Annotated in this window: 11 protein-coding genes; 7 read left to right on the top strand and 4 right to left on the bottom strand. The window is 60.4% G+C overall.

Annotated elements, in window-relative coordinates; translation table 11 throughout:
- The 7 genes from PspCFBP13528_RS24700 to PspCFBP13528_RS24670 form a co-directional block, all read left to right on the top strand.
- Positions 1-2,730 (top strand): RHS repeat domain-containing protein (locus PspCFBP13528_RS24700; RefSeq protein ID WP_137201717.1); only part of this gene is annotated, 2,730 nt, incomplete at its 5' end.
- A 1-nt stretch (position 2,731) separates the two neighbouring features.
- Positions 2,732-3,112, top strand: coding sequence for a hypothetical protein (locus tag PspCFBP13528_RS24695; RefSeq protein WP_137201716.1), 381 nt, complete (start codon positions 2,732-2,734; stop codon positions 3,110-3,112).
- Between the two features lie 131 nt (positions 3,113-3,243).
- On the top strand, positions 3,244-4,383 hold the full coding sequence (locus PspCFBP13528_RS24690) for a Fic family protein (RefSeq protein WP_137201715.1): 1,140 nt from the start codon (positions 3,244-3,246) through the stop codon (positions 4,381-4,383).
- 74 nt (positions 4,384-4,457) lie between these two features.
- Positions 4,458-4,700 carry an exodeoxyribonuclease VII small subunit gene (locus PspCFBP13528_RS24685; protein WP_003176346.1) on the top strand — a complete coding sequence of 81 codons (243 nt, stop codon included), beginning with the start codon at positions 4,458-4,460 and terminating at the stop codon, positions 4,698-4,700.
- The gene (locus PspCFBP13528_RS24680; RefSeq protein ID WP_137201714.1) at positions 4,697-5,584 is read left to right on the top strand and encodes a farnesyl diphosphate synthase; all 888 of its coding nucleotides are present in this window, start codon (positions 4,697-4,699) and stop codon (positions 5,582-5,584) included. Before PspCFBP13528_RS24685 ends, PspCFBP13528_RS24680 begins: the two co-directional genes overlap by 4 nt.
- A gap of 110 nt (positions 5,585-5,694) precedes the next feature.
- A complete protein-coding gene (gene dxs / locus PspCFBP13528_RS24675; protein WP_137201713.1) occupies positions 5,695-7,593 on the top strand; it encodes a 1-deoxy-D-xylulose-5-phosphate synthase in 1,899 nt (632 codons plus the stop codon).
- Positions 7,594-7,730: 137 nt separating this feature from the next.
- Positions 7,731-9,605 carry a TonB-dependent receptor gene (locus PspCFBP13528_RS24670; RefSeq protein ID WP_137201712.1) on the top strand — a complete coding sequence of 625 codons (1,875 nt, stop codon included), beginning with the start codon at positions 7,731-7,733 and terminating at the stop codon, positions 9,603-9,605.
- 90 nt (positions 9,606-9,695) lie between these two features.
- Here PspCFBP13528_RS24670 and PspCFBP13528_RS24665 read toward each other — a convergent pair whose 3' ends face one another.
- The 4 genes from PspCFBP13528_RS24665 to PspCFBP13528_RS24650 form a co-directional block, all read right to left on the bottom strand.
- The gene (locus PspCFBP13528_RS24665) at positions 9,696-10,481 is read right to left on the bottom strand and encodes a cobalamin-binding protein (protein ID WP_137201711.1); all 786 of its coding nucleotides are present in this window, start codon (positions 10,479-10,481) and stop codon (positions 9,696-9,698) included.
- Complete coding sequence (locus PspCFBP13528_RS24660) at positions 10,478-10,897, bottom strand: nuclear fragile X mental retardation-interacting protein 1 (protein WP_137201710.1); 420 nt, start codon at positions 10,895-10,897, stop codon at positions 10,478-10,480. The genes PspCFBP13528_RS24665 and PspCFBP13528_RS24660 overlap by 4 nt, the downstream gene beginning before the upstream one ends.
- Positions 10,894-11,511 carry a GTP cyclohydrolase II gene (ribA, locus tag PspCFBP13528_RS24655; RefSeq protein WP_137201709.1) on the bottom strand — a complete coding sequence of 206 codons (618 nt, stop codon included), beginning with the start codon at positions 11,509-11,511 and terminating at the stop codon, positions 10,894-10,896. Before ribA ends, PspCFBP13528_RS24660 begins: the two co-directional genes overlap by 4 nt.
- A gap of 129 nt (positions 11,512-11,640) precedes the next feature.
- Complete coding sequence (locus PspCFBP13528_RS24650) at positions 11,641-12,366, bottom strand: transporter substrate-binding domain-containing protein (RefSeq protein ID WP_137201708.1); 726 nt, start codon at positions 12,364-12,366, stop codon at positions 11,641-11,643.
- Positions 12,367-12,411: the final 45 nt, after the last annotated feature.

Below are 12,411 nucleotides of genomic sequence, written 5' to 3'. Positions count from 1 at the left end.
GAAAGCTCTGGTAAAGACGCGCGCTGTGTCCGGCACTGGGCCAGTTTTGCGCAGATGGACACGCGCTATGCATGGGGCGATGACGGCAGCGTCAACGTGCACAACGTCGATGGCAGCCACGAAGTGTATGTCCACGATGACCGGGCGCGACTGGTGCAACGCATCGATCCGGACGGCGCCCGGCATTTCAAATCCTATGACGACAAGGGCCGACTGACCGTCGAGCAGGACCCGCTGGGCGCGGTGACGGCGTATCAGTACGACGAAGCCGGACGCTTGGTGGCGCTGTTTCCAGGGGAGGATGAGCCGACATCCTACGAGCATGACAACGGCTTCATACGGGTCGTGCGGCGTGGTGAGGCGGTCTGGAAATACGAGCGTAATGAGCAAGGCGATGTCATCCGCAGGATTGATCCAGAGGGCAACGCGACGGATTACAGCTACGACAAGAGGGGACAACTGACGGGGGTCTGGTATCCCGACCACAGTTGTCATCGGTTGGTGTGGAATGAACGCGGGCAGCTTGTTGAAGAACAGCTGCCCAATGGAAGCATCAAGCGTTATCGCTATGACGATCTGGGCCGACAGGTTGCGCGGGAGGATGAGCATGGCGCGCTGACTCAGTATCAATGGGACGCTGTAGGACGCCTGCTGAAACTGACCCAATCCGACGGTACCTATCGGGAATTCAGCTACAACCCCTACGGAAAAATCATCGCCGAACGCGATGAACTCGGCCACCTCACCCGCTACGAATACGCCGACGGCCTGCACCTCATCAGCCGCCGCATCAACGCCGATGGTACCCAGGTCAAGTACCGCTACGACAACGCCCGCCTTTTGCTGACTGAAATCGAAAACGAAGTCGGCGAAACCTATCAACTGGACTACCACCCCAACGGCCTGATCCGACAGGAAACCGGCTTCGACGGCCAACGCACCGCCTACGCCTACGACCTCAACGGCAACCTGCTGGAAAAGACCGAACATGGCGACGACGGTAGTCAGCTTGTTACCCGCTACGAGCGCGACTATGCCGGTCGTCTCGTAAGAAAAACGCTGCCCGATGGCAACACGGTCGCCTACACCTACGACCGCCGGGGCAACCTCCTCAGCGTCGAAGACGGTCACTGGGCGCTGGCCTACGAGTACGACAAACAAAACCGCCTGACCGCCGAACACCAGGGCTGGGGCACCTTGCGCTACGGCTACGACGCCTGCGGGCAACTCCAGCATTTACGCCTGCCCGACAACAACCGCCTCACCTTCAACCACGACAAAGGCGGTCACCTGGCCACCGTCGAACTCAATGGTTCGCTGCTGACCTCCCACCTGTTCCACGCCGGTCGCGAACACCAACGCGAACAAGGCCAACTGCTCAGCCACTACCACTACGACGACCAAAACCGCCTGCACGCCCACGCCGTTACCCAGCAAGGAAACCACCTTTACCAACGCCAATACGACTACGACAAAGCCGGCAACCTCGCCCGCCTGATCGACACCCGCAAAGGCGAACACCGTTACCGCTACGACCCGCTCCAGCGCCTGACCCGCGCCGATCACTCGCAGGATGTGCAGGAGCGTTTCGGCCACGACCCCGCCGGTAATTTACTCATGCAAGACGGGCCGGGCCCGGACATCGTGGCGGGTAATCGGTTGATGATCCAAGGCGATCACCATTACGACTATGACGCCTTCGGCAACCTGATCCGCGAACGGCGTGGCAAAGGTCATTCACTCGTCACCGAGTACCGCTACGACTGCCAGCACCGGCTGATCGGCGTCACCAAGCCCAACGGCCAAACCGCGAGCTATCGCTATGACCCGTTTGGTCGGCGCATCAGCAAAACCATCGAAGAGAAAACCACGGAGTTCTTCTGGCAAGGCGAAAAGCTGATCGCCGAACACCATGCCGATCGCCATCGCAGCTATCTCTACGAACCCGACAGCTTCCGCCCGCTGGCACTGTTGGAAGGCTTCGGCCCAGAAGAGACCAAGCCCTACCACTACCAACTCGACCACCTCGGTACACCGCAGGAACTCACCACGCCCGACGGTGAAATCGTCTGGTCCGCGCACCACCGCGCCTACGGCGAAATCAGCCGCCTCGACGTCGGCAAAATCGACAACCCTCTACGTTTCCAAGGCCAGTACTACGACCAGGAAAGTGGTCTGCACTACAACCGGCATCGCTACTACCACCCGAATATCGGTCGTTACCTGACGCCCGATCCGGTGAAGCTGGCGGGTGGGATCAATGGGTACCAGTACGTGCCCAACCCTACAGGCTGGGTAGACCCTCTAGGTCTGAACAATTGTCCAGGTGAAAACAAGTGCCAGCAGAGTAGTCGTGAAGGTCCAGAGGCACTGCCGCAGGCTAATGAATACAGCACACCCACACCTAAGAGCCCAAATGCGCGACCTGATATGGGCTACCACAAGGAGACCTATGCCAGTAAACCTGTAAATCCGGAAGAAACCGTTCATAAATGGGAAGAGTTTTTGGGACCTCCCCCTCATACGAATACCAACCCACGAACAGGCAAACCTGATAAAGACAGAATTGTTTCCAGCGATGCAAAAAGAAGCATCCGTTACGGCGCTCATGAAATGAACAGCAAGCCAAGCAAGCATCATTATCATGAGGAAACATGGACACTTGAACTGAAGACCAACACGATGAATATAGACAATACTGTCGTACGGGTCCCATTAACGAAGAAGTGAAATGAAAATACGAACGACTGACGTTTTTTCCGTCCAAGACACTTTATGTGTGGAGTTCAGCTCGCTTTTTGGAAATGGCAGAGCTTTCTGGCATGGCACCAAACCCAACATCGGTGATGTTTTGGATGTGGAATTAGAATTGGATGAAGTATTTTCCTGGAAGGAAAATATTGATCTTTCTTCTGATACAACGCCAAAAATCACGGTAAACGATGGCATACAGATAATAACGGGCGAGCTTATTAACGATGCAGACGGCTGTGCAGTACTAAAGATAGGGGATTCAGTAATCCTCGTAGAGCTAGACCAGCCAATGCCGCACGAGCTCGGCTTCGTTGATGTCAGAGCTACCGCCATTCATCTTTACCCAACTAATATCTAAAAAATTTTAGACACTCAAACATCCAATCATCGGCTTGCCCACTCGACAGTGAGCCGAATGACCAGCACAATCGGCTCACCATATGAGCCGAATAACCCCTACATTCGACTCAGTACCTAGGTACTCCTTCCATGGATCACCCCCGCTGGATCTGGCAACACCTCGACTGGCCCCATTTCCACTGGCAGCCCGGACGCTTGGCTGCTTTGCTGCGCGAATGCAGCCACTCGCAGGGCAAACTCCTGGGCATGCTCGGCTCCGCTGGTCAGGCAGCCAGTGCGCAGAACGAACTGGACGCGCTGCTGCAAAACATCCTGACCTCCTCCGCTATTGAAGGCGAGCAACTGAATGTCGGCTCGGTGCGGTCCTCCCTGGCGCGACGGTTAGGCCTGGAGGCCACGAAAGCCGGTCAGGTAAGCCGCCGTAGCGAAGGCCTCGCTGATCTGATGATGGATGCCACCGAGCAATTCGCCAAACCGTTCACCTATTCGCGTCTGATGCATTGGCACCATTTGCTGTTTCCAACTTCGCAAGCGAGCGTTTCCACGCGCGCGATGAATGTCGGGGAGCTGCGGGGGGATGAGCAGATGCAGGTGGTATCGGGCCGTCTTGACCGCCCTACCGTGCATTTTGAGGCGCCGCCACGCGCGGGACTGAAGCAGGCGCTCGATGACTTTCTTGAGTGGTTCGAACTGAGCCGCAGTCAACCTGAACTGGACCCCTTCATACGTGCCGGCGTTGCGCATTTCTGGTTTATCACGCTTCACCCGTTCGATGACGGCAATGGTCGCCTGACACGCGCCATCACTGACTTGGCCTTGGCCCAGGGCGACCATCACGCGATACGCTTTTATGCGATGTCAGCCAGTATCCTTGAGGACCGCCAGGGCTATTACAACGCATTGGAGTCCAGCCAAAAGGCCACGCTCGATATCACGGATTGGCTCGAGTGGTTTCTGAGAACGTTGTTGCGCAGCCTGCACCAGGCAATGACGCGGATAGATCGTGTGTTGAGCAAGACGCGATTCTGGGACCATCACCGCAGCGCTGCTTTGTCTGTCGAACAGACCAAGGTGCTCAACCGCCTGCTCGACGGCGGTGAAAGGGGTTTCGAACAGGGCATCAGCGCCGCGCAGTACCAGGCGGTGGCCAAGGTATCCAAGGCAACGGCCACGCGGCACCTGGCTGACCTGCTGGAAAAAAACTGCCTGATCCGTCTGCCCGGAGGCGGTCGCAGTACGCGTTATCAGATTAATGCTGCGGGCGAGTAAGCCCCCACTCATTTGCCCCAATCCCCCATGTCTGCTAGTGTCGCGCCGGTTTACCGTCTACCGGAATTGCCGCCATGGCCCGCAAAAAAGTTGCACTCGATTTCGAACAATCCCTCGCCGACCTGCAAACCCTGGTCGAGCGTCTGGAGAACGGCGAGTTGTCGCTGGAAGACTCGTTGACGGCGTTTGAGCAAGGCATCGGCCTGACGCGTGACTGCCAGAGCGCGTTGGCGCAGGCTGAGCAAAAAGTGCAGGTGTTGCTTGAGCGCGACGGGGAGTTGGCCGAAGAACCTTTCGATGCGGAACAACCCGAATGATCGATGCGTATCAGGCCAGTAGCCAAGCCCGGGTAAATGCGGCGCTGGAGCCCTTGTTTGTTGCGCCGAGCCCGGAAATGAAGCGGCTTTACGCCGCCATGCGCTACAGCGTGATGAATGGCGGCAAGCGTGTGCGCCCGTTGCTGGCGTACGCCGCGTGTGAAGCGCTGGGGGCGCCGGCCGAACAGGCCAATGGCGCGGCCTGTGCGGTAGAACTGATTCACGCCTATTCCCTGGTACATGACGATCTGCCGGCGATGGACGATGACGATCTGCGTCGCGGCCAGCCGACCACTCATAAAGCCTTTGATGAAGCCTATGCGATCCTGGCCGGTGATGGCCTGCAGAGCCTGGCGTTCAGCGCATTGCTGGACCCGGCGCTGAGCAGCGTCAACGCCGAGATCCGCCTGCGCATGGTCACCGCCCTGGCCCTGGCCGCAGGCCCGGCCGGGATGGTCGGCGGGCAGGCGATCGATATGGGTTCGGTCAGCCTCAAGCTGGATCAACAAGCCCTGGAACACATGCATCGTCACAAGACCGGCGCGCTGATCGAAGCCGCCGTGCAACTGGGCGCCCTGGCCAGTGGCCGGGCTGAAGCGGGGCAATTGGCGGCGCTGCAAACCTATTCACGGGCGATCGGCCTGGCCTTCCAGGTGCAGGACGATATCCTCGACGTGGAAAGCGACACCGCGACCCTGGGCAAACGCCAGGGCGCCGATATCGCACGGGACAAGCCGACCTATCCTGCGCTGCTCGGGCTTGCGCCCGCCAAGGCCTACGCCCTGGAACTGCGCGATCAAGCCCTGGACGCCCTGCGACCTTTCGACGCGGCAGCTGAGCCGTTGCGTGATCTGGCGCGGTATATCGTCGAACGTCGCCACTGACTCGTGCGGCCATAAGCGCCGCAAATTGGCCAAGTTCGCCCCTCTGCGTGGGCAGTTTGCAATGCTTGAGGTAAACTGCCGCCTCTTCTATACCTATAACGATTCGCCTGATGCCCACGACGTTCCTAGAGATTCCCCGCAAGCGCCCGTCCACGCCTTTGCTCGACCGTGCTGCCACGCCGGACGGCCTGCGTCGACTGGGTGAAGCCGAGCTGGAAACCCTGGCCGATGAACTGCGCCTGGAATTGCTCTACACGGTCGGCCAGACCGGTGGGCATTTCGGTGCCGGGCTGGGCGTGATCGAGCTGACCATCGCCCTGCACTACGTATTCGACACCCCGGACGACCGGCTGGTGTGGGACGTGGGCCACCAGGCGTATCCGCATAAAATCCTTACCGGCCGTCGCGAGCGCATGGCCAGCCTGCGCCAGAAGGACGGTGTCGCCGCCTTCCCACGGCGCTCGGAAAGCGAGTACGACACCTTTGGCGTCGGCCATTCCAGCACGTCCATCAGTGCAGCGCTGGGCATGGCGATTGCGGCCCGCCTGCAAGGCAGTGAGCGCAAGGCGATCGCGGTGATCGGTGATGGCGCGCTGACTGCGGGCATGGCCTTCGAAGCGCTGAACCATGCGCCGGAAGTGGATGCCAACATGTTGGTGATCCTCAACGACAACGACATGTCGATTTCGCGCAATGTCGGTGGCTTGTCCAACTACCTGGCGAAAATTCTCTCCAGCCGCACCTACGCCAGCATGCGCGAAGGCAGCAAGAAAGTGCTGTCGCGTCTGCCCGGTGCGTGGGAAATTGCCCGTCGCACCGAAGAATATGCCAAGGGCATGCTGGTGCCCGGCACCTTGTTCGAAGAATTGGGCTGGAATTACATCGGCCCTATCGACGGCCATGACCTGCCCACCCTGATCGCCACGCTGCGCAATATGCGTGACCTCAAGGGCCCGCAGTTCCTGCATATCGTCACCAAGAAAGGCAAAGGCTTCGCTCCGGCGGAAGTCGACCCGATCGGTTACCACGCGATCACCAAGCTCGAACCCCTGGACGCTCCCGCCGCAGCGCCGAAAAAGGCCAGCGGCCCGAAGTATTCCGGCGTGTTTGGCGAATGGCTGTGCGACATGGCCGCCGCCGACCCGCGCCTGGTAGGCATTACCCCGGCGATGAAGGAAGGCTCCGATCTGGTGGCCTTCAGCGAGCGTTTCCCGCTGCGCTATTTCGACGTGGCGATTGCCGAGCAGCACGCGGTGACCTTCGCCGCCGGCATGGCCTGTGAAGGCGCCAAACCGGTGGTCGCGATTTACTCCACCTTCCTGCAGCGCGGTTATGACCAATTGGTGCATGACGTGGCGGTGCAGAACCTCGACGTATTGTTCGCCATCGACCGCGCCGGTCTCGTCGGCGAAGACGGCCCGACCCACGCCGGCAGTTTCGACCTGTCCTACCTGCGCTGCATCCCCGGCATGCTGGTGATGACGCCGAGCGACGAGAACGAATTGCGCAAGATGCTCAGCACCGGCCACCTGTACAACGGCCCCGCCGCCGTGCGCTATCCGCGCGGCAATGGCCCGAATGCGGTGATCGACAAAGACCTGGAGGCGATTGAAATCGGCAAGGGTATCGTGCGTCGCCAGGGCAGCAAGGCGGCCTTCCTGGTGTTCGGCGTGCAACTGGCCGAGGCCCTTAAAGTCGCTGAGAAAATCGATGCCACCGTGGTCGACATGCGGTTCGTCAAACCACTGGATGAAGCCCTGGTGCGCGAGATTGCCGGTAGTCACGAGCTGCTGGTAACGGTTGAAGAAAACGCCATCATGGGCGGCGCCGGTGCGGCGGTCAGTGAGTTCCTGGCACGGGAGAATATTCTCAAGTCGGTGCTGCACCTGGGCTTGCCGGATGTCTACGTCGAACACGCCAAGCCAGCGCAGATGCTGGCTGAATGCGGGTTGGATGAAGCCGGCATCGAAGCGTCGGTGCGCCAGCGTTTGGCGCTCTTGAATCCGTAACCGGATCCAAGTGTGGGAGGGGGATTGCCCCCGATAGCGGTGTATCAGTTGTAGCTATTGTGACTGAACCACTGCAATCGGGGGCAAGCCCCCTTCCACATTTGATCTGTGCAACCTTGAAACGCTATGGACAGCCCATGAAACGCCTGTACGTTGCACTGCTGCTTCTGCCTGCCTCGAACCTGCTCGCCGACACCCGCGACCAGGCCTTGAAGCTCTCCGACGTGCTCATCAGCGCCAACCGCCAGGTACAGGCGCGTAACGACAGCAGCGCCGCCAACACCGTATTCACCCGCGCCGATATCGACCGCCTGCAGCCCGGCAGCGTCACCGACCTGCTCAGCCGCGTGCCCGGCGTGCAAGTGGCGCCCACCGGTGGCCGTGGCAGTCTGCCGGGCATCTACATTCGCGGTACAAAATCTGCGCAGAGTCTGGTGCTGGTGGACGGCCAGCGGATCGCCAATACCACCTCGGGCGACAGCGGCCTGCAATACCTCAACGTCGACCAGATCGAGCGTGTGGAAGTGCTGCGCGGCTCACGTTCGGTGATTTACGGCAGCGATGCGATTGGCGGGGTGATCCAGGTGTTTACCCGGCGCAACGCCGAGCAAGGCTTGCAACCGCGCTTGAAACTGGGCGTTGGCAGCAATCAGACCTGGGAGCGCAGCCTGGGCCTGTCGGGCGGCGATGAACAGACGCGCTTCAACCTGGGCGCCAGCCTGGATGAAACGGCCGGCATCAACTCGACCCATCAGTCGTTTCCCAGCGACGGCGACCACGACGCCTACCGCAATCAGTCCCTGAGCCTGAACCTCAGCCACTCGTTCAGCGATGCGCTGGAGCTGGGCTTCAACCTCTTGGATAACCGCGGCAAGTCGGAGTACGACAACAGCTTCGGGCGCTACGACTTCGCTACCGGGCAAAGCTTCGGCCAGAAACCCTACACCGATTACACCGTCAGCAGCGCCAGCGGCTATGTCGCCGCCACCCTCAGCGAAGCCTGGCAGTCGCGCCTGGAGGTGGGCCACAGCGAAAACCGTGACACCAAGCGCGATACCCTCAGCGATGATTTCAGCGTGTTCAACACCTACCGCGATTCGGTCAACTGGCAGAACGACCTGACGCTGAACGAGCGCAACAGCCTGATCGTCGGTGGCGACTGGTACGAAGACCGCTTCCACGGTTCCACCGCGTTTACCGAAGACAGTCGCTGGAACCGTGCCGCTTTCGTGCAGCATCGCTTTCATGCTCAATGGTTTTCCACCGAACTGGGCCTGCGCCGCGACCAGAACCAGCAGTTCGGCGGTCAGAACAGCTGGAGCGGCACCCTGACAGTGCCGATCAACCGTGACAATGACGTGTTGTTCAGCTACAGCGAAGGCTTGCGCGCGCCAACCTTCAACGATCTCTATTACCCCGACACGCAGTACAGCAACCCCAACCTGCAGCCTGAGACGTCAAAAAGCTACGAGGTGCAATGGCGCAGCCAACTGGCGCAGAGCACGCGCCTGGAAGCCTCGCTGTACCGCACCGACCTGAGCGATGCGATCATCCTCGACGCAGGCAAGCCGCAGAACGTAGCGTCGGCGCGAATCAATGGTGTTGAAGCGGCGCTCAAACAAGAGTTGTTTGGCTGGCAAGGCAACCTGGGCGTGTCGCTGATCGACCCGCGTGACCGCGACAGCGGCCATACCCTGGCGCGTCGCGCACGGCGCACGTTGAACCTGGACCTGGATCGGCAGTTCGATAAGGTCGGTGTGGGCGCGAGCTGGCAGGCGATCAGCAGCAGTTACGATGACGAAGCCAATCGTAATCGTCTGGGCGGGTATGCGTTGCTGGGGCTGCGCAGCCGTTGGGCGTTGAACCGCGAAGTTTCGGTGTCGCTGAAGGTCGATAACGTGCTGGACACGTCTTATGCGCGGGCGAAGTACAGCTACCTCGAGGGGTATCAGAATTATCGCGAAGCAGGCCGGACGTGGATGCTCGGGGTGACCTGGACACCCGAGATTTGAGTTGTCTGAACCGGCGTCATCGCAGGCAAGCCAGCTCCCACATTTGACATGCATTCCCCTGTGGGAGCTGGCTTGCCTGCGATAGCGATGTCAGAGGTTCAGCGCAATCACCTGACACAACCGCGCCACCGCTTCCAGCATCTGCCCACTGGGCCGCTCCAGGCCCTTGTCCGGTACCAACCGAACGCGCTCGAACAGGGTCGGCCAGACCTTCCAGGCCTCGCGCTGCGCCTGATCGCCTACCAGGATCAGTTGCGGATCACGCTGCAACACTGACTCGATACTGACCTGCGGCGCTGGCAGCTTGAGGTCGTCGAACACATTACGCGCCCCGCACACTTTCAACGCATCACTGATGATCTGCTCACCGCCCACGGTGTACAGCGGCTGGTTCCAGACCTGGTAAAACACGCGCAACGGCTCGGCGCGCTGATAGCGCTGGCGCAGTTCGGCGAGGCGCCGGCGCAGTTGGTCGGCCAACCCCAGGCCGGCGTCGGCTCGGCCCAATTGCTCGGCAATGGACTGGACCTGGCGGGTCAATTGTTCGAGGTTATGGGGTTCGGCAACGTACACCGGGATATTCAGGCGCTGCAACTGCTCGCGCTGGGCCGGGCCGACGCTGCCGGGCCACAGCAGGATCAGGTCGGGCTTGAGGCTGAGCAGACGCTCCATGTCCAACTGGCCGTAACGCCCCACCGACGGCACGTTAACCAGCGCCGCCGGACGGTCGCCGCCATCGAGCATACCGACCACTAAGCCAGCGGCACCCAATTCGACCACGATTTCAGAGAGCGACGGCGCTAGACTGACAACGCGCTCGACCGCCCAGACCTGAGTGCTGAACACCAGCAGCAGCGCCAGCCAGTGGCGTCTCATCCCAGCTGACGCGGAATGCGATAGAGGTAAAACAGCACCGTCGTCGACAGCGCCAGCAAGAACAGCGGCACCGCTTCCAGGCCGACGAACACCGCCAACGCGCCGATCCAGGCCGGTAGCGCAGCCACCAGCAAGGCCGTGCGTCGGCGCGCCGCAAGGGTGATCCAGGCGGCGGGCTCTTCGGCAGTATCGAGGGCTTTGGACGTGGCGATCAGCGCGTGTTTATAGCCATGAAAATAACGCAGGCTGAGAAACATCGAGGCCACGCCGGCGATAAACAACGGCATGGCCAGTACGGGAAGCAAGGGCCCGGCACGGCCGAACACCAGGTTGATCACAAACAATGGGAGCAATGCCAGGGCCAGGTACTGCCACCAGTTGAAGGACAGTCGCCGTTTCACCTGGCCGCGGGTCACGCGCGGTCGACCTCGCCCTGATGCTCGTTGCCCATCATGTGGTCGAGCTTGCTGGCTTTGGTGGCCAGGTACAGTTTGTTATGCGGGTTGTGCCCGGTATGCAGCGGCACGCGCTCGGCCACCGTGATGCCCATTTCGGTCAAGGCTTTGACCTTGCGCGGGTTGTTGGTCATCAGGCGCAGCGACTTCACGCCCAGATGCTCGAGCATCGGCAGGCAGATGGCGTAGTCACGCTGGTCGGCGGCAAAGCCCAGGCGCTCGTTGGCCTCCACGGTGTCGGCACCGCCATCTTGCAATTCATAGGCGCGGATCTTGTTCAGCAGGCCGATGCCACGGCCTTCCTGACGCAAGTACAGCAGCACGCCACGGCCCTCACGGGCGATAGCCTGCAACGCGGCTTCCAATTGCGAACCGCAGTCGCAACGCTGGCTGAACAGCGCGTCGCCGGTCAGGCATTCGGAATGCACGCGGCCCAGCACCGCTGCACCATCAGCGATATCGCCCAGGCTGAGCACAACGTGCTCGCGCCCGGTGGCCTCTTCGAGAAAGCCATGCATGGTGAATGTGGCAAAGGGGGTAGGCAGCTTGGAAGCGGCGACGAAAACGACGGGCACCGTGTGCTCCTGATTTCAGATTTCACAGAGGCAGGCATTGTAACAGCCTGTTCCTACACACGCTTAAGCTGAATTATCGCTGATAAAGATCAATGCGTTCGATTGGCCTTCGGCTTGGTTCTATGCAGGTCAGAACGGATACGGCTGCTTCCAGCGTTGAAAAATCGGTTTCAACTCGCCGGTTTTCACCAGCACGCCCATGCGCTGGTCATACAAGGTCCTCAGTATCTGCCCACGTTCGTTATCGGCAAAGCCTATGTAGAGCGGCAATTGCGCGAGGTGGGTGAGTGTGAACCGCGACGGATCAGCGGCCTGACTGAGCACATACTCGGCTTCGGTGCGCGACTCGATGTAGAAGTCTGCATGGCCATGCTGCAGCATCGAGAGGATACCGTCGCGGCGCTGGACCTGGTTGAAGCGACGCACGTTCGGCAGGTATTTCTCGTATTTGTAGCCACGCACCCAGGCCAGGCGGTAATCGCCGAGCGTCGCCAGGCTCGGCGCGGGTATCGTTACCAGGCCAAGGGCGTAGATATGATCGGAGTCAAAGTGCCAGCGCGGATAAAGCACGTGCTCAGCTTCGTCGCGGTAGGAACCGACCCAACCGTCAACCTCGCCGCGCTGGGCCAAGCCGACCGAGCGGGTATAGGGTGCGCTGCGGATTTGCAGGGCGACGCCGGCCGGTTCGAAAACCCGACGTAACACGTCCCAGGCCAGGCCGCTGCCATCATTGTTTGTGTAGTCGCTCCACTCTTCGCTGGCCAATATGATCTTGCCGGGCACTGGGGCTTCGTGCGCCTGAAGCACAGTGGAAAAGACACACAGCATGATCGGCAGCCAGCGGCGCACACTCATTGTGAGGGGCTTCCTACGTGGAGATATTCATATGAAGGTTAGCGC

The organism is Pseudomonas sp. CFBP13528 (genome assembly GCF_005233615.1).
Lineage (GTDB): Bacteria > Pseudomonadota > Gammaproteobacteria > Pseudomonadales > Pseudomonadaceae > Aquipseudomonas > Aquipseudomonas fluorescens_AM.
This window is presented reverse-complemented; position numbering and strand designations above follow the sequence as displayed.